Annotated in this window: 18 protein-coding genes; 11 read left to right on the top strand and 7 right to left on the bottom strand. The window is 60.3% G+C overall.

Translation table 11 applies throughout. From position 1 onward, the window contains the following. Positions 1–4: 4 nt before the first annotated feature. The gene (def, locus tag ACTWLJ_RS06825; protein ID WP_401219248.1) at positions 5–511 is read right to left on the bottom strand and encodes a peptide deformylase; all 507 of its coding nucleotides are present in this window, start codon (positions 509–511) and stop codon (positions 5–7) included. 156 nt (positions 512–667) lie between these two features. Between def and ACTWLJ_RS06820 the strand changes: the two genes are divergently transcribed. From ACTWLJ_RS06820 to ACTWLJ_RS06810, 3 genes are all read left to right on the top strand, one after another. Beyond that, positions 668–1,693: a LysM peptidoglycan-binding domain-containing protein gene (locus ACTWLJ_RS06820; RefSeq protein WP_445180324.1), complete on the top strand. Its 1,026-nt coding sequence runs from the start codon at positions 668–670 to the stop codon at positions 1,691–1,693. Between the two features lie 80 nt (positions 1,694–1,773). Then, on the top strand, positions 1,774–2,874 hold the full coding sequence (gene dprA / locus ACTWLJ_RS06815) for a DNA-processing protein DprA (protein WP_445180323.1): 1,101 nt from the start codon (positions 1,774–1,776) through the stop codon (positions 2,872–2,874). Positions 2,875–2,929: 55 nt separating this feature from the next. Continuing rightward, positions 2,930–3,487 (top strand): L-threonylcarbamoyladenylate synthase, encoded by a 558-nt coding sequence (locus ACTWLJ_RS06810; RefSeq protein WP_445180322.1) that lies wholly within the window; start codon positions 2,930–2,932, stop codon positions 3,485–3,487. Positions 3,488–3,599: 112 nt separating this feature from the next. Here the strand turns inward: ACTWLJ_RS06810 and ACTWLJ_RS06805 are convergent, their stop codons facing one another. Beyond that, entirely contained in the window at positions 3,600–4,577 is a 978-nt protein-coding gene (locus tag ACTWLJ_RS06805; RefSeq protein ID WP_445180321.1) for an NADPH:quinone reductase, read from the bottom strand. 160 nt (positions 4,578–4,737) lie between these two features. Between ACTWLJ_RS06805 and hemF the strand changes: the two genes are divergently transcribed. Continuing rightward, on the top strand, positions 4,738–5,652 hold the full coding sequence (hemF, locus tag ACTWLJ_RS06800; protein ID WP_445180320.1) for an oxygen-dependent coproporphyrinogen oxidase: 915 nt from the start codon (positions 4,738–4,740) through the stop codon (positions 5,650–5,652). A gap of 9 nt (positions 5,653–5,661) precedes the next feature. Further along, positions 5,662–6,483, top strand: coding sequence for a shikimate dehydrogenase (aroE, locus tag ACTWLJ_RS06795; RefSeq protein WP_445180319.1), 822 nt, complete (start codon positions 5,662–5,664; stop codon positions 6,481–6,483). 91 nt (positions 6,484–6,574) lie between these two features. On the opposite strand, the gene ACTWLJ_RS06790 is transcribed toward aroE, so the two are convergent. From ACTWLJ_RS06790 to betC, 3 genes are all read right to left on the bottom strand, one after another. Next, positions 6,575–8,143 (bottom strand): SulP family inorganic anion transporter, encoded by a 1,569-nt coding sequence (locus ACTWLJ_RS06790; protein ID WP_445180318.1) that lies wholly within the window; start codon positions 8,141–8,143, stop codon positions 6,575–6,577. Between the two features lie 200 nt (positions 8,144–8,343). Beyond that, on the bottom strand, positions 8,344–9,264 hold the full coding sequence (choX, locus tag ACTWLJ_RS06785; RefSeq protein ID WP_445180317.1) for a choline ABC transporter substrate-binding protein: 921 nt from the start codon (positions 9,262–9,264) through the stop codon (positions 8,344–8,346). A 16-nt stretch (positions 9,265–9,280) separates the two neighbouring features. Further along, positions 9,281–10,795, bottom strand: coding sequence for a choline-sulfatase (gene betC / locus ACTWLJ_RS06780; RefSeq protein ID WP_445180316.1), 1,515 nt, complete (start codon positions 10,793–10,795; stop codon positions 9,281–9,283). A gap of 114 nt (positions 10,796–10,909) precedes the next feature. On the opposite strand from betC, the gene ACTWLJ_RS06775 reads away from it, so the two are divergent. Then, entirely contained in the window at positions 10,910–11,860 is a 951-nt protein-coding gene (locus ACTWLJ_RS06775; protein ID WP_445180315.1) for a choline sulfate utilization transcriptional regulator, read from the top strand. A gap of 51 nt (positions 11,861–11,911) precedes the next feature. On the opposite strand, the gene ACTWLJ_RS06770 is transcribed toward ACTWLJ_RS06775, so the two are convergent. Beyond that, positions 11,912–12,574, bottom strand: a complete 663-nt coding sequence (locus ACTWLJ_RS06770) for an NAD(P)-dependent oxidoreductase (RefSeq protein WP_445180314.1) — start codon at positions 12,572–12,574, stop codon at positions 11,912–11,914. An 82-nt stretch (positions 12,575–12,656) separates the two neighbouring features. Between ACTWLJ_RS06770 and ACTWLJ_RS06765 the strand changes: the two genes are divergently transcribed. Then, a complete protein-coding gene (locus tag ACTWLJ_RS06765) occupies positions 12,657–12,983 on the top strand; it encodes a DOPA 4,5-dioxygenase family protein (RefSeq protein ID WP_445180313.1) in 327 nt (108 codons plus the stop codon). Here the strand turns inward: ACTWLJ_RS06765 and ACTWLJ_RS06760 are convergent, their stop codons facing one another. After that, the gene (locus ACTWLJ_RS06760; RefSeq protein WP_445180312.1) at positions 12,984–13,385 is read right to left on the bottom strand and encodes a GFA family protein; all 402 of its coding nucleotides are present in this window, start codon (positions 13,383–13,385) and stop codon (positions 12,984–12,986) included. 322 nt (positions 13,386–13,707) lie between these two features. On the opposite strand from ACTWLJ_RS06760, the gene ACTWLJ_RS06755 reads away from it, so the two are divergent. From ACTWLJ_RS06755 to ACTWLJ_RS06740, 4 genes are all read left to right on the top strand, one after another. Then, on the top strand, positions 13,708–15,015 hold the full coding sequence (locus tag ACTWLJ_RS06755) for a CitMHS family transporter (RefSeq protein ID WP_445180311.1): 1,308 nt from the start codon (positions 13,708–13,710) through the stop codon (positions 15,013–15,015). Positions 15,016–15,085: 70 nt separating this feature from the next. Next, entirely contained in the window at positions 15,086–15,853 is a 768-nt protein-coding gene (locus ACTWLJ_RS06750) for a TerC family protein (protein WP_401219212.1), read from the top strand. 596 nt (positions 15,854–16,449) lie between these two features. Beyond that, positions 16,450–18,108 (top strand): Na/Pi cotransporter family protein, encoded by a 1,659-nt coding sequence (locus tag ACTWLJ_RS06745; protein WP_445180310.1) that lies wholly within the window; start codon positions 16,450–16,452, stop codon positions 18,106–18,108. A 176-nt stretch (positions 18,109–18,284) separates the two neighbouring features. Beyond that, the gene (locus ACTWLJ_RS06740) at positions 18,285–19,679 is read left to right on the top strand and encodes a M16 family metallopeptidase (protein WP_445180309.1); all 1,395 of its coding nucleotides are present in this window, start codon (positions 18,285–18,287) and stop codon (positions 19,677–19,679) included. Positions 19,680–19,755: the final 76 nt, after the last annotated feature.

Here is a 19,755-nt window from a genome sequence, read left to right as displayed (position 1 = left end):
GGCATCAAGCGTTCTGGCGGTGCTGCTTTTCCAGTTTTTTCTTGATCCGGTCGCGCTTGAGTTGCGACAGGTAATCAACGAACAACTTGCCGTTGAGGTGGTCGCATTCGTGCTGGATGCACACCGCGAGCAGGCCTTCGGCGATCAGTTCGTAGGGCTGACCATCGCGGTCCAGCGCTTTGATTTTGACTTTCTGCGGGCGGTCGACGTTTTCGTAGAAACCAGGCACCGAGAGGCAGCCTTCCTGATACTGATCCATGTCTTCGGTCAGCGATTCGAATTCGGGATTGATGAACACCCGTGGTTCGGTGCGGTCTTCGGAAAGGTCCATCACGACAATACGTTTATGCACGTCGACCTGGGTCGCGGCGAGGCCGATGCCCGGCGCTTCATACATTGTTTCAAACATGTCATCGACCAGCTGACGCACTTCGTCGTCCACTACGGCCACAGGTTTGGCGATAGTGCGCAGGCGCGGGTCTGGAAATTCGAGGATGTTTAAAATGGCCATAGGCTTTGATTGATGCACATGTGAAGTAAAGTCGGGCGATGGCCTGGCGGGTCCGAGGATGCAGGCTACCGTTGTGAAACGTAGCTCTTCTTGAAAGAGCGAGCCACGGGGGCTCTGGCGTTTCACGCGAACGCACATAATAAAGGGATTCACCGCATGAGGAAATCACTACTCGCCCTGCTGCTTCTGGCTTCGGCCGGTGTGGCGCACGGGCAAGTGCAGCTCAAGGAAGGTTTTCCACAGCAATACAAGGTGGTAGCGGGGGACACACTCTGGGACATTTCCGGCAAATACCTGCGCCAGCCGTGGCAGTGGCCACAGTTGTGGCAGGCCAATCCGCAGATTGAAAACCCCAACCTGATCTATCCCGGCGACACCTTGTCGCTGAATTACGTCAACGGCGAGCCACGGCTGATGCTCAATCGCGGCGAATCTCGCGGCACCATCAAGCTGTCGCCGCGCATTCGTACCAGCCCGGTGGCCGAGGCGATTCCGAGTATTCCGCTGAAATCGATCAACAGTTTTCTGTTGAGCAACCGCATCGTCGACAAGGTCGAGGACTTCGACAAGGCGCCGTACATCGTCGCCGGCGATGCCGAACGCGTGCTCAGCGGCACCGGCGACAGGATCTTCGCCCGTGGCCATTTCGACCCGAACCAGCCGGTCTACGGCATCTTCCGTCAGGGCAAGGTCTACATTGATCCGCAGACCAAGGAGTTCCTCGGGATCAACGCCGACGACATTGGCGGCGGCGAAATCGTCGCCACCGAAGGCGATGTCGCCACCCTCGCCCTGCAACGCACCACCCAGGAAGTGCGCCTGGGTGACCGCTTGTTCAGCGGCGAAGAACGTTCGATCAATTCGACTTTCATGCCCAGCGCCCCGAGCAGCCAGATCAATGGAGTGATCATCGACGTGCCGCGCGGCGTCACGCAGATCGGTGTGATGGACGTGGTCACCCTGAACAAGGGCAGACGCGACGGTCTGGCCGAAGGCAACGTGCTGGAAGTGATGAAAACCGGCGAAACCGTGCGTGACCGGATCACCGGCCAACCGCTGAAAATTCCCGACGAACGTGCCGGTTTGCTGATGGTGTTCCGCACTTACGAAAAACTCAGTTACGGCCTCGTGCTTAACGCTTCACGCTCGCTGGCGGTTCTCGACAAGGTGCGAAATCCGTAAGCTTGCTTAACAAGTTACCAACAGAGTTATCCACAGCTTGTTCCGAATGGTTCGGACCTTATAACGATCAAGGATGATCCATGATGCTGTCTGTCTGTACCCCGGTTTCCCCTGCGGAACTGGAAGCGCGTTTGCGCCTGCACCGCTTGCCGGATATCGGCCCGAAACGTTTTGCCAGATTGCTCGAAGCCTTCGGCTCGGCGTCAAAAGCCATCGGCGCGCCGGCCAGTGCCTGGCGCTCGCTGGGTTTGCCGGCGAGCTGCGCCGAGGCTCGGCGCAGCCCTGAAGTGCGCGATGGCGCGAGCCACGCATTGGCTTGGCTAGAGCGCCCGGGCCAGCATTTGCTGATGTGGGACCAGCCGGATTACCCGGCGTTGCTGGCGCAGATTCCTGACCCGCCGCCGCTGTTGTTCGTCGCCGGTGACCCACTGATTCTGGAAAAACCACAGCTGGCGATGGTCGGTAGTCGTCGTGCTTCGCGTCCAGGGATGGACACCGCTGCCGCGTTTTCCCGAAGCCTCGCCGGGGCCGGTTTTGTCATGACCAGTGGTCTGGCGCTGGGCATCGATGCCGCCGCGCATCAGGCGGCGCTGGATGTCGGCGGGCAAACCGTCGGGGTGCTCGGGACCGGGCTGGAAAAATTTTATCCACAGCGCAATAGACGCCTTGCCGACGCGATGATTGCCTCGGGCAGCGCGGTGGTTTCGGAGTTTCCACTGGACGCCGGACCGACCGCCAGCAACTTCCCGCGCCGCAACCGGATCATCAGCGGCTTATCCCTCGGCGTGCTGGTGGTTGAGGCCAGTGTTGCCAGTGGCTCGCTGATCACCGCGCGGCTGGCGGCGGAACAGGGTCGCGAGGTCTATGCGATTCCCGGATCGATCCATCACCCCGGCGCCAAGGGCTGTCACCAGTTGATCCGTGATGGCGCGGTGCTGGTGGAAACCATCGAACACATCCTCGAAGGCCTGCGCGGCTGGCAGCAGCTACCGTTATGCATGGAAACGCCGCCAGTCAATCATCTGTTGTTGCGCCTGCTGCACGCGGCGCCGCACACCAGCGAAGCGTTGGTCGACAGCAGTGGCTGGGCGTTGCCCAGGGTGTTGGCGGCGCTGACTGAACTGGAAATGGACGGCCGCGCAGTGTGTGAAAACGGTCGCTGGATGGCCAGGACGAGCTAGGTTTTACGGGGAAGATCGGTAAACTGCGCGAAACCTGTTTGTGGAGAGTTTTTTCATGGTCAACAGTTGGCGTGTGCAACAAGCCGCACGAGAGATTCGCGCCGGGGCGGTGATTGCCTATCCAACCGAAGCCGTCTGGGGGCTGGGTTGCGACCCGTGGAACGAAGAAGCGGTGGATCGGCTGTTGGCGATCAAGAATCGCTCGGTGGACAAGGGGCTGATTCTGGTCGCTGACAACATCCGCCAGTTCGACTTCCTGTTCGAAGACTTCCCGCAGGAGTGGATCGACCGCATGGCCAGCACCTGGCCGGGGCCGAACACTTGGCTGGTGCCGCATCAGTGCCTGCTGCCCGAGTGGGTGACCGGGGTGCATGAAACCGTGGCATTGCGCGTGAGCGATCATCCGCAGGTGCGGGATTTGTGCTCAATGGTCGGGCCGTTGATTTCGACATCGGCCAATCCGCAGGGGCGCCCGGCAGCGCGCACGCGGTTGCGGGTCGAGCAGTATTTCCGTGGGCAGATCGATCTGGTGCTCGGCGGGGAGTTGGGTGGGCGCAAGAACCCGAGCCTGATTCGTGACCTGGTGAGCGGCGAAGTGGTTCGCCCGGCATAAAACCGAGTTGCTCCAATCGCTGGCAAGCCAGCTCCCACATGGGTCTTCGGTGTACATGGATTCCCTGTACAACTCAGAACCTGTGGGAGCTGGCTTGCCAGCGATGGCGTCCTCAAGGCAACAGAATTGTCGACCCTGTCGTGCGTCGTGCCGACAACTCGGTCTGCGCCTTCGCTGCATCCGCCAGTGAATAGCGCTGGCTGATATCCACTTTGATCTTGCCGCTGATGATCATCTCGAACAGCTCATCCGCCATGCGCTGCAGGTTCTCGGCGTTGTTGGCGTAGGTCGCCAGCGTCGGCCGGGTCACGTACAGCGAACCTTTGGCCGAAAGAATCCCCAGATTCACCCCGTCCACCGCACCCGACGCATTACCGAAACTGACCACCAGCCCACGCGGCGACACGCTGTCCAGCGAGGTCAGCCAGGTGTCTTTGCCGACGCCGTCATAGACCACCGGGACTTTTTTGCCGTCGGTCAATTCCAGCACGCGTTGCGCAACGTTTTCGTGGCTGTAATCGATGGTCGCCCAGGCGCCGTTGGATTTGGCCAGTTCGGCTTTTTCCTTCGAACTGACGGTGCCGATCAGCTTCACACCCAGCGCCTTGGCCCATTGGCAGGCCAGCGAGCCAACGCCACCGGCAGCGGCGTGGAACAGAATGGTTTCGCCACCCTTGAGTTCATAGGTTTGACGCAGCAGGTATTGCACAGTCAGGCCTTTGAGCATGACGCCGGCAGCGGTTTCGAAACTGATCTCGTCCGGCAGTTTCACCAGATTGTCCTGAGGCAAAACGTGAAATTCGCTGTAGGCACCCAGCGGGCCGCTGCCATAAGCCACGCGATCACCGACCTTGAACCGGCTGACGTCGCTGCCCACCGCATCGACGATGCCCGCACCTTCAGCGCCCAGGCCCGATGGCAGGGCTGGCGGTGCATAGAGACCGCTGCGGAAATAGGTGTCGATGAAGTTCAGGCCAATCGCCTTGTTGGCCACGCGCACTTGAGTCGGGCCGGGCGCGGCGGGCTGATAGTCAACATATTCGAGTACTTCGGGACCGCCGTGGGCGCGGAACTGGATACGCTTTGCCATCTGCCTGCTCTCCTTGGGGCTTTCGTGAGCCCCCTATCCAACTCCCTTGGTTGATCTTCGTCAACTGCGGCGCGCCGGCCTGCGGTGGTATGCTACGCGCCCATTTGCGTCGCCCGCCCACGGGGCGCCGCCTAGTGATGCCCCGATCCAAGGTGATGCCATGACGACCCGCACCGACGCCGTAAAGGCCTATCTGCTCGACCTGCAAGAGCGCATCTGCGCCGCTCTGGAAACCGAGGACGGCGGCGCTCGCTTCGTCGAAGACGCCTGGACCCGGCCTGCCGGCGGTGGCGGTCGCACCCGGGTGATCGAAAACGGCACGGTGATCGAAAAGGGCGGCGTGAACTTTTCCCACGTGTTCGGCAGCGGTCTGCCACCGTCGGCCAGCGCCCATCGTCCGGAACTGGCCGGTCGTGGTTTCGAAGCCCTCGGCGTGTCGCTGGTGATCCATCCGCACAACCCGCATGTACCGACTTCCCACGCCAACGTGCGCTTTTTTATCGCCGAGAAGGAAGGTGAAGAGCCGGTCTGGTGGTTCGGTGGCGGCTTCGACCTGACGCCGTATTACGGCAACGAAGAAGACTGCATTCACTGGCACCGTGTTGCCGAGCAGGCTTGCGCGCCGTTCGGGGCGGACGTGTACCCGCGCTACAAGGCGTGGTGCGACACCTATTTCCACATCAAGCATCGTCACGAACCGCGTGGCATCGGCGGCTTGTTCTTCGATGACCTGAACGAGTGGGATTTCGACACCAGTTTCGCCTTCATGCGCGCTATCGGTGACGCCTACATCGACGCGTATCTGCCCATCGTGCAGCGCCGCAAGCACGACGCGTTCACCGCGCAGCAACGCGAGTTCCAGGAGTTCCGCCGTGGCCGCTATGTCGAGTTCAACCTGGTTTACGACCGTGGCACGCTGTTCGGCCTGCAATCGGGCGGGCGTACCGAGTCGATCCTGATGTCACTGCCGCCGCAAGTGCGTTGGGGCTACGACTGGAAAGCCGAGCCCGGCAGCGAAGAAGCACGCCTGACCGAATACTTCCTGCAAGACCGCGACTGGCTGGCCGAGGCCTGAGGACATCTGATGGATCGTTACGTCGTTTTCGGTAACCCGATTGGCCACAGCAAGTCGCCGATGATCCACAAACTGTTTGCCGAACAGACCGGGCAGAGCCTCGAATACACCACGCTGCTGGCGCCGCTCGATGACTTTGCCGGCTGCGCCACGGCGTTTTTCCGCGAAGGTCGCGGCGCCAATGTCACCGTGCCGTTCAAGGAAGACGCCTATCGACTGGCCAATGCCCTGACCGCCCGGGCGCAACGGGCCGGTGCGGTGAACACCTTGAGCAAACTGGCGGATGGTTCCTTGCTCGGTGACAACACCGACGGCGCCGGACTGGTGCGTGATCTGACGGTGAATGCCGGGTTCAGCCTGACTGGCAAACGCATTCTGCTGCTCGGCGCCGGTGGTGCGGTGCGCGGTGCGCTGGAACCGTTGCTGGCGGAACAACCGGCGTCGGTGATCATCGCCAACCGCACGGTGGACAAGGCCGAATTGCTCGCCGAGTTGTTCAGCGATCTGGGGCCGGTGTCGGCCAGTGGTTTCGACTGGTTGCGCGAGCCGGTGGACGTGATCATCAACGCTACATCTGCCAGCCTCACCGGCGACGTGCCGCCGATTGCGCCGAGTTTGATCGAGCCGGGCAAGACCCTGTGCTACGACATGATGTACGGCAAGGAGCCAACGGCGTTCTGCCGTTGGGCCACGGAGCATGGCGCGGCGGTGTCGATGGATGGCCTGGGCATGCTGGCCGAACAGGCGGCGGAAGCGTTTTTCCTGTGGCGTGGCGTTCGCCCGGATACGGCGCCGGTTCTCGCCGAACTGCGCCGCCAACTGGCCGTTTAAAAGCATCGCTGGCAAGCCAGCTCCCACAAGGATCACCTAAATCCCTGTGGGAGCTGGCTTGCCAGCGATTGAAGTCGACGCGGATATCAGATCAGTCTTCAAACCTGATCGGACATTTCTCCGGCCCTTCAAGCTTCCGCAACTCCTCCACCACCTGCGGCCGGGCCCCGCGCAAGGTCAGGCTGCGATCCTGACGCAGCAGACGCCGCGCTTCTTGATGCAGCATCTCCACCCCCGAATAATCGATAAAGTTGATCTGCTGCGCCTCGATCACCACCCGCGCGCCGTGCATCCGTTGCAGGCGCACTTGCAGGTAGTGGCTGGCGCCGAAAAAGATCGAGCCGCCGACTCGCAGCACATCGTCCTCACCATCCCGCCAATGCTGCACCCGTGGTTGCGAAGTGCGTTTGAGATAGAAGAACAGCGACGCCAGCACCCCGGCGTAAATCGCCGTCTGCAACTCCAGCAGCAGCGTGGCGAGACAGGTCAGCGCCATCACCACGAACTCGGCGCGGCTGACCCGCAGCAACGAACGAATCCCGCGATGATCGACCAGTCCCCAGGCGATCAACAGAATGCTGCCGGCCATGGCCGGGATCGGAATGTGCGCAATCAACCCCGCGCCGAAAATCGCGAACAACGCCACCCAGATCGCCGAAAAAACCCCGGCCAGCGGCGAGCAGGCGCCCGCCTCGTAACTCAGTCCGGAACGGGTGAACGATCCGGCGGACAGCGAGCCGGAAAAAAACGCTCCGACGATATTCGACAGGCCCTGTGCGCGAACTTCCTGATTGGCATCGAGCAATTGCTGCGAACGGGCAGAAATCGATCGGGCAATCGACAGGCTGGTGACCAACCCGAGCATGCCCACCGCGACGGCGCTGGGCAGCAGACGCAGAATCAAATCCAGATCCAGCGGCAACCCACTGAACGGCGGCAAGCGTCCGACAAATGCGCTGACCAGATGCACATGGCCGAACATCGCCGGCCACAGCCACACCACCAGACTGCCGAGCACCAGCGTCATCAACAGCGTCGGCCAGCGCGGCAGCAATTGTTTCAGCAGCACACCGACCACCACCGTGGCTACACCGAGGGCCAGTGAAGGTTTATCCACAGCCCCGAGATGGTGGACCAGATCCATCAGACTACCCAGCGCCGTGGCTTTGGCTGGTAGATCCAGGCCAAGCAAGTTCGGCAGTTGCCCGATGGCAATCACCACCGCTGCGCCGAGGGTGAAACCCAGCACCACCGAATGCGAAACGAAATTCACCAGTGCGCCGAAACGCAGCAAACCCAGCAGCCACTGGAATATCCCGGCGAGCAAGGTCAGCAGCAGAATCAGCGTGATGTAGTCCTGCGAAGCCGGCACGGCCAATGGGCTGACGCTGGCGTAGAGCACAATCGAAATCGCGGCGGTCGGGCCGCAGATCAGATGCCACGACGAACCCCACAGGCAGGCGATCAACACCGGGATGATTGCCGCATACAGGCCGTATTCAGGTGGGAGACCGGCGATCAGCGCGTAGGCAATCGACTGCGGCAGCGCGAGAATTGCACCGCTGAGCCCAACGATCAGATCCCGCCCGACGCTGGCGCGGGTCTGCCGGGGCAGCCAGGACAGGAATGGGAAGAGTGAATGGCGGCTGGGGAAGGCCATGGGTTCTCGCGATTGGGGTTTTCAGGCAAGCCTATCAGGACAGCGCGGTCATTGTGGCGAGGGTATTTATCCCCGTTCGGCTGCGAAGCAGTCGCGTGACCGTTACACGCGGTACATCTGATATTTCGTGCGTGCAGGTTTTGGGGTCGCTCCGCGACCCAACGGGGATAAATCCCCTCGCCACAGGTAAATGGGAGGTCTTACAGTTTGGCTTTGACGGCAGCCATAGCCTCCTTGCCGTCCAAGGTCTTCACGCCATCCAGCCACTTATCCAGCACCGCCGGATTAGCTTTGATCCACGCCTTCACCGCATCAGCATTACTGACCTTCTTGTTCACCACCTCGGCCATGATGCTGTTCTCCATCTCCTGAGTGAACGAAAGATTGGTCAGCAATTTACCCACATTCGGGCAGGCCTCGGCGTAACCCTTGCGCGTCAGGGTGTAGACGCTGCCGGTGTCACCGAAGTATTTCTCGCCGCCCTTCAAGTAATGCATCTTCAATTGCACGTTCATCGGGTGCGGGGTCCAGCCGAGGAAGGTCACGAACTTCTGCTTCTTCACCGCCCGCGAAACTTCGGCGAGCATCGCCTGTTCGCTGGATTCGATCAGCTTCCACTGACCCAGATCGAAGTCGTTTTTCTTGATGATGTCTTGCAGCGAGATATTCGCCGGCGCGCCGGAGCCGATGCCGTAGATCTTCTTCTCGAACTTGTCGGCGAACTTGTTCAGGTCAGCAAAGTTATGCACACCCGCGTCCCACACGTAGTCCGGCACGGCCAAAGTGAACTCGGTGCCGTCGAGGTTCTTCGCCAGTTGCGTGACATCACCGGTGGCGACGAACTTGTCATAGAAGCCCTGCTGCGCCGGCATCCAGTTACCGAGGAAGACATCGACCTGGCCGTCCTTCAAGCCGCCAAAGGTGATGGGCACCGCAAGCGTGTCGACCTTGGCCTTGTAGCCCATGCCGTCCAACAGAAACCCGGTGATGGCGTTGGTCGCGGCGATGTCGCTCCAGCCGGGGTCGGCCATTTTCACCGTCTCGCAACTTTGCTCGGCGAATGCCGATGCGCTGCCCAGCGCGAGCAGGCTGACCGTCACTACTGTGGATAACTTGACCATGGACTTCCCCTTAACATTATTGGTTTTGGCAGGGTTGTGGATAACGTGCTTTGCGCTCTAGGTCATCGAGGTCGATGTGGTTGCGCATGTACTGCTGACTGGCGTCCACCAGCGGCTGGTGATCCCAGCTCTTCAGCTTGCCGACGGTCAGGGCATCGGCGACAAACCGACGGCGTCGCTGACTGGCGAGCACCTGACGGGTGATCGCCGGGATGTCCCATTTGGCCCGCGCTTCGGCGAGAAAATCGTCGAACAGCGGGCGATATTGCGGCGAATGGCTGAGTTCTTCCAGTTCACGCGGATCGTTATCCACGTCGAAGAGTAGGCAAGGGTCGTCTTCACTGTAAATAAATTTGTAGGCGCCGCGACGGATCATCATCAGCGGGCTGATGGTGCCTTCGGCCATGTATTCGCCGAACACTTCGTCATGCCCGCCCTGCCCTTGCAGGTGCGGCACCAGCGAGCGGCCATCCAGCGGCAGGCCCGGTTCCAAGGTGCCGCCGGCCAGTTCGACGAAGGTTGGCAACAGGTCAGCGGTGGACACCGCAGCGCTGACACGGCTGGCGCCGAACTGGCCGGGAGCACTTATCAACAGGGGTACCCGTGCGGCCATTTCGAACCAGTGCATTTTGTACCAGAGGCCTTTCTCGCCGAGCATGTCGCCATGGTCGCCGGAGAACACGATGATCGTATCGTCGATCAGCCCGGTTTCTTCCAGCGTTTGCAGGAGTTTGCCGACGTTGGCGTCGATATAACTGCACGCGCCGAAATACGCCCGGCGTGCGTCACGAATCTTATCCACAGGCAGTGGCTTGTCCCACAGGTCGTACACCTTGAGTAGGCGCTGCGAATGCGGATCGAGTTCGTGCGGGTCGGGCGTTGTAGGCAGCGGGATATCGGCATCGTCGTACAAATCCCAGAACGCCTTGGGAATTGTGTACGGGTCGTGTGGATGAGTCATCGACACGGTCAAGCAGAATGGCTGGTCGCCGTCCTCGCGGATGTGGTCGAACAGATACTGCTGCGCCTTGAACACCACCTCTTCGTCGAAGTCGAGCTGGTTGGTGCGCACGCAGGGCCCGGCTTGCAGCACCGAGGACATATTGTGATACCAACTCGGGCGCACATCCGGTTCGTCCCAGTTCACCGCCCAGCCGTAGTCGGCCGGGTAAATGTCGCTGGTCAGGCGTTCTTCATAGCCGTGCAGTTGATCCGGGCCGCAGAAGTGCATCTTGCCGGACAGCGCCGTGCGGTAACCGAGGCGGCGCAGGTAATGGGCGTAGGTCGGAATATCGGCAGGGAAATCGGCGGCGTTGTCGTAGGCGCCGATCTTGCTCGGCAACTGGCCGCTGACCAGAGTGAAACGCGACGGAGCGCACAGTGGACTGTTGCAATAAGCGGCGTCGAACACCACGCCTTGGGCGGCGAGGCGCGAAAGATTCGGCAGTTTGATCGGCGACGGGCCGTAGAACGGCAACATTGGCGCGGCCATTTGATCGGCCATGATGAAAAGAATGTTCTTGCGCTTCATGTGATCGCGGCATTCCATGTTGAATATTTATGCGAGAGTGCTGCGATTGAGCATGGATTCCATAGCGGATCTGGTAAACACCGTGGCCGGCAATGACTAGGATAAGCACAGCTTATGTATGAAGCCCTTGGCGATCTGTCCCTCGACCTGCTGCGTGCCTTCGACGCGGCGGCCCGTCATCGCAGCTTCACCGCCGCTGCGGTCGAGTTGGGCACCACGCAACCGGCGATCAGTCAGCAGATCAAACGGCTCGAAGAACAGCTCGGCACGCGACTGTTTGACCGTATCTACCGCGGCATTGAATTGACCGAGGTCGGGTCAATCCTGTTCGAGCAAGTTACCCTCGGTTTGCAGAATATCGACGCAGGGTTAAGCGCGATCAGCGCACAACAGCAACACGAGGTGTTGCAGGTCGCCACCGATTTCGCCTTTGCCGCGTATTGGCTGATGCCGCGTTTGCACCGCTTCCATGAAGCCAATCCGCAGGTGGACGTGAGCCTGGTCACCAGCGAGCGCAATCACAACATGCTGCGCACTGACATTGATGTGGCGATCCTGTTTGGCGACGGGCGTTTCAAGCAGGGTGAAAGCCATTGGCTGTTCAGCGAGGAAGTGTTCCCGGTGTGCAGCCCGCAATTGCTCAAGGATCGTCCGACGCCTCTCTGTGCTCAGGCCTTGCTGGAATTGCCGCTGTTGCACCTGCGCGGGGAAAACAGCAGCAACTGGTTTGACTGGAGCGGACTGTTTCGCGAGTTAGGCATCAGTACGCCGCCGGCGCCGGGGCAGTTGCGTTTCGACAATTACACGCTGTTGATTCAAGCGGCGATCGGCGGCCAAGGCGTGGCAATTGGCTGGCGGCACCTTGTGGATAACTTGCTGGCCCAAGGTTTGTTGTGCCGACCGATTGCTGAAACGACGCTGTCGCGGTTGGGGTACTACGTGGTGCTGCCGCAACGCAAACGGCGTGGGGCGTTGATTCAGCAGTTTGTTGATTGGTTGATGGCGGAGCAGGCCAGTAGTGCTGAATCGTTGAGCGGGGTGACGTTACCGTCAATTGCGGTTTGAAGATCAAAAGATCGCAGCGTGCCGCAGCTCCATTGGATCTGCGGCGTTTGATTATTTGGACACCGCTACAAAATTCACATGCTGGCCCACATGCAGATTCAGCCGCAGCTCATCGGCAATCCCCACCGCGACCCGATTCAACCGTTCCAGCGGCTCTGCCAGCCCCGGCTCAAGATTGCCGCCGACCTGACTGAAATGCTCGATGGTCAGCCCGGCCACGCCATGCGGCGCATTGACCAGCGTCCAGTGCGCCGAACTGCTCTGCAATGCTTCGCGGATTTCTTCGGCAGCATGACGCTGCAACGGGTCGGCCAATTCCGGATCGTCCAGCACCGCGAAGTCGCCAACCACAAACAACCGCGCCACCCCCGCCGCCTGCATACCGTCCACCAGCGCATCCACCGCCAGCACTTGCTCCACCGGTCCGAGCACCACGGATCTTTCGACATGATCGCTGCTGAACGGCAGCCCCGGTGCATCCAATAAACAGATCACCGCCGAACTGCCGGCCACACTCTGGTTGACCCGTTCGGCATCGAACAGATCGCCGCTTTTGGTGCGCAGCCCCGGACGCGGTGCGAGAGCGGTAAGGTCGTCGAGAATCGCGATGACTTCGTGCTGACGGCGCAGCATCTCAGCCATCAATGCAGCGCCCAGGCTGGACATGGCACCATAGAGCACCACTTTCACCGTCGGGGTTTCAGCATTTTTCATGGCTGTTTTCCATGTTGTTGGCCTATATGGCGTGTGACCGGTGGAAAACACCGAGGGTTCGAATCGATTCAGAGGGATTCAGATGCAAGCGATCAAGGGTTACCACGCCCACGTGTATTTCGACGCCAGCACCATCGATCAGGCGCGGGCCTTGTGCGAGCAAGCCGCGCAGTTGTTTCCACTGAAAATGGGCCGCGTCCACGAGCGCCCGGTCGGTCCGCACCCGGACTGGAGCTGCCAATTGGCCTTCGGCCCTGCGTTGATCGGCGACGTGCTGCCGTGGCTGGCGCTCAATCGCAAAGGTCTGGTGGTGTTTCTGCACCCGGACACCGGCGATGATTTGCTCGATCACACGGATCACGCGATCTGGATGGGCGCGATCCGGCCGCTGGATCTGTCTATTTTCTGATCAAAGGGTTTCTTCGGGTTCGCCCGACAAGTGTTCGTCCAGATGCAGCCAGGGCAATTGGCTGTTGGTCCAGATATGCCGCTCGGCCGGCGCCTGCTCCGGGTGATCCAGCGTGGCGATAGTCAGATCAATGCTCTGCGGGCTGAGCAGTGTCACTAGCGCCAGTTGTGCGCCACAGTTGGCGCAAAAGAATCGAGCGCAACTTGCCGATGAGTCATAACGTGCCGGCGTCCCGGCCAGCCATTGGAAGTTGACGGCTGGCACGGTGATCCACGTCGTGACGATCCCGCCGCTGACCTTGCGGCAAATCGAGCAATGGCAGTGGGCGATGTCATGCAACGGCCCGCTGAACTGATAGCGGATATGTCCGCAGTGGCAGCCTCCATTGTGCAAATCACTCATGTCCCGGACCCCTCATTCCCGAATTTGTTGACTCTAGCCGCATCCGACGGCCGGTTGACCGTTCATTCAAAGCTTTCACCAGCGAAAGGTAGCTGAAAGCTTCCCCGATTAGGATCGCCCCACTTCCGGCAACAGACCGGTTGGCCAACGCGTGTGTTTGCTCGCTCGCCCGGCCCAATTAACAACAACAATGGTGATTCTGATGTCCTCTGTAGCCCGCCTTCTCGCTGTCACTCCGCCCGTACGCCTCGTGCTCCCCGTTCTGCGCTGATCCCGCCCGATCTGCTCATTTAACTAGCCGCGCTACGCCTGGAGTATTCCCATGCTGACTTTCCTTGGCTTTGCCATGGTCATCACGTTCATGTTTTTGATCATGACCAAGCGCCTGTCTGCGCTGATCGCCCTGATCATCATTCCGATCATCTTCGCCCTGTTCGGCGGCTTTGCGCCGAAGATCGGTCCGATGATGCTCGAAGGCATCACCAAGCTTGCGCCGACCGGCGTGATGCTGATGTTCGCCATTCTGTATTTCGCCCTGATGATCGACTCCGGCCTGTTCGACCCGGCCGTGCGCAAGATCCTCAAACTGGTCAAGGGCGACCCGCTGAAAGTTTCGGTCGGCACCGCCGTACTGGCGCTCGTCGTTTCCCTCGATGGTGACGGCGCGACCACTTATATGATCTGCGTGGCCGCCATGCTACCGCTGTACAGCCGCATCGGCATGAGCCCGCGAATCATGGCCGGTCTGATCATCCTTGCCGGTGGCGTGATGAACATGACCCCATGGGGCGGCCCGACTGCCCGTGCCGCAAGTGCGCTGCATGTCGACCCGTCGGACATCTTTGTACCGATGATCCCGGCGATGGCTGCCGGTGTGGTGGCGATCCTGATCATTGCCTACTTCTACGGCAAACGTGAGCGTGCGCGTCTGGGTGAACTGCACCTGATCGGCGATGAAATCGATCACAGTGAAATCAGCGTTTCGCAGTTCCCGGATGCCCGTCGTCCCAAGCTGATCTGGTTCAACGGCCTGCTGACCCTGGCGCTGATGTGCACGCTGATCGCCGGCCTGCTGCCGCTGCCGGTGCTGTTCATGGTGGCGTTCAGTATCGCGATGATCGTCAACTACCCTTGCCTGCAAATGCAGAAGGATCGCGTCGCAGCCCACGCCGGTAGCGTGCTGTCGGTGGTCAGTCTGATTTTCGCCGCGGGTATCTTCACCGGTATCCTTTCCGGAACCGGCATGGTCGACGCCATGTCGAAAAGCCTGCTGGCAGTGATTCCGGACTTCCTCGGCCCGTACCTGGCGGTGATCACCGCGCTGGTGAGCATGCCGTTCACGTTCTTCATGTCGAACGACGCGTTCTACTACGGTGTGTTGCCGGTGCTCTCCGAAGCGGCCAGCCATTACGGCATCACCGCCGTGGAAATGGCCCGTGCCTCGATCGTCGGTCAGCCCGTCCACTTGCTGAGTCCGCTGGTGCCATCGACTTACCTGCTGGTGGCATTGGCCGGCATCGAGTTCGGTGACCACCAACGCTTTACCCTGAAGTGGGCAGTGCTGGTCTGCCTGTGCATACTGGTTGCCGCATTGCTGTTGGGGGTTTTCCCGCTGTTCAGCACGTTGTAACGGCCTCAAACTACCGCGCCGCCAGCTGATTGCTGGCGTCGTGGTTTAACACTCGCTCAAAGGAATACACATGGAATGGCTGACCAACCCTGAAATCTGGGTTGCCTTCTTCACCCTGACCGCCCTGGAAATCGTCCTCGGCATCGATAACATCATCATGATTTCGATCCTGGTCAGCCGCATGCCGAAACACATGCAGCAGCGCACCCGGATCTTCGGTCTTGGCCTGGCCATGGTCACCCGAATTTTGTTGTTGCTGTCGATCACCTGGGTCATGCGCCTCACTGCCGACCTGTTCGAAGTCTTCGGCCAGGGCATCTCCGGTCGCGACCTGATCCTGTTCTTCGGCGGCCTGTTCCTGTTGTGGAAAAGTTCGCAGGAGATGTACCACGCGCTGGAAGGTGAAGACGAAAGCGACGACACGCCGGGCGGCAAGGGCGGCAACTTCCTCTACACCATCATCCAGATCGCGATCATCGACATCGTGTTCTCGCTGGACTCGGTCATCACTGCCGTCGGCATGGTGTCCCACGTTCCGGTCATGGTCGCGGCAATCGTCGTGGCGGTGCTGGTGATGATGCTGGCGTCGGGCAAGATCAGCGAGTTCATCGATAAGCATCCTTCGCTGAAGATGTTGGCGCTGTCGTTCCTGCTGGTGGTCGGCACCGTGCTGATCGCCGAGTCGTTCGACGTGCACGTACCGAAAGGCTACGTCTACTTCGCGATGGGCTTCTCGCTGGCGGTTGAAGCGATCAACATCAAGTTGCGCACCGCGATGGCGAAAAAGAAGAAGCAGCAAGACCCGGTGAAACTGCGTAAAGACATCCCGGGCCAATAACCCGGTAGCACACAGGCAACACCCCTTGTAGGAGTGAGCCTGCTCGCGATAGCGGTCTATCAGTCAACATCACTGTTGAAGCTGATTACCCCTATCGCGAGCAGGCTCACTCCTACATTTGCTTGCGCAGCCCTCGAAATGCCAGGCAACGCACACCTTGTGGGAGTCTGGCTTGCCAGCGATAGCGGAGTGTCAGCCGACATCAATATTGGCAGTGCCGCCGTCATCGCTGGCAAGCCAGCTCCCACAGGATTTTCATCCACCGATGAATCTGTGCCAGAGCGCAAAACCTGTAGGAGTGAGCCTGCTCGCGATGACTGACTGCCAGTCGCCATCTGTAGTGGCTGAACCACCGCTATCGCGAGCAGGCTCACTCCTACATAGCGCTTCAGTGGACTTAAAATTGTGTTGGTCTTCAGGTGCTTCGCCGTTTGTGTGAAGTTTTTTTGATGACACTTTTGTTTCAATCCACTCTTTAGCTGTGCAATGCTGGCGCCCAGACCGTTAGCCAACTACAGCTTAAGTATCAAAAACGTAGAAACCGCGCGGCACCGTCAATTTGCCTCTTTGGGGCGCTACCACCACAGGGGGTCTGCATGCTCACCCTGCTCAATTTGCTTTCTGCCGTGGCCCTGCTGATTTGGGGCACGCACATTGTTCGTACCGGCATCCTGCGGGTGTACGGCACTAACCTGCGCCATGTGATTGGCCAGAACATGTCCAAGCGCTGGCTCGCGTTCGTTGCCGGCATCGTCGTGACCGCGATGGTGCAGAGCAGCAACGCCACGGCCATGCTTGTCACTTCATTCGTCGGCCAAGGGCTGATGGCGCTGACCCCGGCGCTGGCGACCATGCTCGGCGCCGATGTCGGTACGGCGCTAATGGCGCGGGTGCTGACGTTCGACTTGTCATGGCTATCGCCGCTGTTGATCTTCCTTGGGGTGATTTTCTTTCTGTCACGCAAACAGACGCGGCTCGGGCAGATGGGCCGGGTGGCTATCGGGCTGGGGCTGATCATTCTGGCGCTGCAACTGATCGTTGAAGCCGCCGCACCGATCACCCACGCCCAAGGGGTGAAGGTGATTTTCGCCTCGCTGACCGGCGATATCCTGCTCGACGCCTTGGTCGGTGCGTTGTTCGCGATGATTTCCTACTCCAGCCTCGCGGCGGTGCTGCTGACCGCCACTCTGGCTGGCGCAGCCGTGATCAGTCTGCCGGTAGCAATCGGTCTGGTGATCGGCGCCAACATCGGCAGCGGCGTGCTGGCGTTCATGAGCACCAGCATGCAGAACGCTGCGGGTCGGCAAGTGGCGCTCGGCAGCCTGCTGTACAAACTGATCGGCCTGCTGCTGATCATCCCGGTACTCGACCCGCTGGTGCACTGGATCGACAGCCTCGATTTCAGCCCGCAGGAAATGGTCATCGGCTTTCACCTGCTCTACAACACCGCGCGTTGCCTGATTCTGCTGCCGAGTGTCGGGCCGATGGCGCGGTTGTGTGCGTGGTTGCTGCCGGAGCGGCCGGAGGTCAACGGCACCGCCAAACCCCGGCATCTCGACCCGACCGCGCTGGTCACCCCGAGTCTGGCGCTGGCCAACGCTGCCCGTGAAACCCTGCGCATGGGCGATCTGCTCGACAACATGCTCGACGCCACGCTCGATGTGCTGCGCGGCAAGCAAACCGCCATCACCCAGGAAATGCGCCGTCTCACCGATGACGTCGAAGCGCTGTACAGCGCGATCAAACTGTATCTGGCGCAAATGCCCCGCGAGGACCTTGGCGAGCAGGACAGTCGGCGCTGGGCGGAGATCATCGAACTGGCGATCAACCTGAAACTCGCCAGCGACCTGATCGAACGCATGCTGCGCAAGATCCAGCAGCAGAAGACTTCGCAGCGCCGCTCGTTTTCCGAAGAGGGTCTTGAGGATCTGGCCGGGCTGCACCAGCAACTGATCGCCAATTTGCGGTTGGGGCTGTCGGTGTTTCTCAGCGGCGACCGGGAAAGCGCCCGGCAACTGTTACGCGAGAAACGTCGCTTTCGCGCACAGGAACGCCGTTTGGCCCACGCCCATGTCAGTCGTTTGCAACGTAAGATCGTGCAGAGTATTGAAACCAGCTCGCTGCATCTGGAGTTGATTGCCGACATGAAGCGGCTCAATTCGCTGTTTTGCAGCAGTGCTTATGTGGTGCTGGAGACGGCGGACACCGGGGCGCTGGAAGCGGACGATATCGCCGACATTACGCATTCGCCTTGAACGTCTGCGGCTGGGGTCAGTCAGTAACTCATGATTCAGCTTCAAGGACGCCTTCGCTGGCAAGCCAGCTCCCACAGGGTTTTGTGTGCGCCGCAAATCCTGTAGGAGTTGGCTTGCCAGCGACAGCGGTCTGACTGACGACACGGATCTCCAATTCAGCCGTATGGAAGCTCGTTATGCGTTGCCTGTTGTTCGCCTGTTTACTGCTCGGTTCCCTGCCCGCCTTCGCCCTGGATCGTTTTCAGGTTGAAGGCTATGCGCTGCCCAACGGCCTGCAACTGTTGCTCAAACCCGGCACCGAACGTGGGCATGTGGCGATTCGGCTGGTGGTCGGTGTGGGCATGGACGACTTCGGTTGCGATAAAAAAGAGCTGCCGCATCTACTCGAACATCTGCTGTTCAGCGGCATCGACGCCACTGGTGAAGGTGGCATCGAGGAGCGTATGCAGGCGCTGGGCGGTGACTGGAACGCCTTTACCAGTAACGCTGACACCACGTTCGTCATCGAGGCCCCGGCGAAGAACCAGCGCAAGGTGCTCGACCTGCTGCTCGATTTGCTGACCCAGACGCGCATCGATGACAACGCGATCAACGCCGCCAAACGTGTGGTCGAGCGCGAGGACGGCGGCCACTACACGCGCCTGCGCCGCTTCCTCGACCGTCAGGATCTGGGCCACAGCGCCAGCAATCAACTGGCGGTGGAACTCGGTCTGAAATGCCCGCAGCGCGCCGAGGTCGATCACCTGACCCAGAAGCAATTGGAGAAGGTGCGCAAGACCTGGTACGCGCCGAACAACATGACGCTGATCGTGGTCGGCGAACTCGACAAGTTGCTGCCGGCCTATCTGGAACGCACTTGGGGCGCGCTCGAAGCGGTTGATCCGGCGGAGCATCGTCCGCTGCCGGACATCCGTATCAGTGCTGCCCATGAGCGCACGCTGATGCGTGGTTTCATCGGCGACGGCGCCAAGCTGCACTGGCTGGTGCCGGAACCGGTGCTGGACGAGCAGTACGATGAAACCTTCGATCTGCTCAAGGATTACCTCGACTGGGCGCTGTATCGCCAGTTACGCCTGAACCATGGCTTGTCTTACGGGCCGTGGGCCGAGCGTGAAGTGTTCGGCGGTGTCGGCTTCATGAGTCTGAATGCCGATCTGGATCGCGATGATGTGGCCGAGGCCGAGCAGGTGATTGAAGATCTCAAGGCCGATCTGCTGAAAAATGGCCTCGACGCCGACACCTTCGCCCGCCTCAAACAAGCGGCTATCGCCCATCAGGCCTGGGCGGTGCAGGGCAACAGCGGAATGGCTGACTATTACTGGAGCGCGCTCGGTGATTACGAGGACGGCCGCTTCGCCGACCCCGCCCGTGAGCTGCAAGGGGTGACGCTGGAAGCGGCGAACAAGGCCATGCGTGAGTTGCTGCTGCAACCGGGGTATTTGCGGATTGAAAAGCCGTTGTTCGGTGATGATGAGGTGCTGTGGCTGATTGCGGGTGGGCTCGGTGTGTTGCTGCTGATTTTGATTGGCTGGCGATTGCATCGCCGAGGCAATCACAAACCGCAAGGCTGACGAGAACCCCTGTGGTGAGGGGATTTATCCCCGTTGGGTTGCGCAGCAGCCCCAAAACCTGCGAACCGGTTCATTC

The sequence above is a fragment of the Pseudomonas sp. McL0111 genome, assembly GCF_052567255.1.
This window is presented reverse-complemented; position numbering and strand designations above follow the sequence as displayed.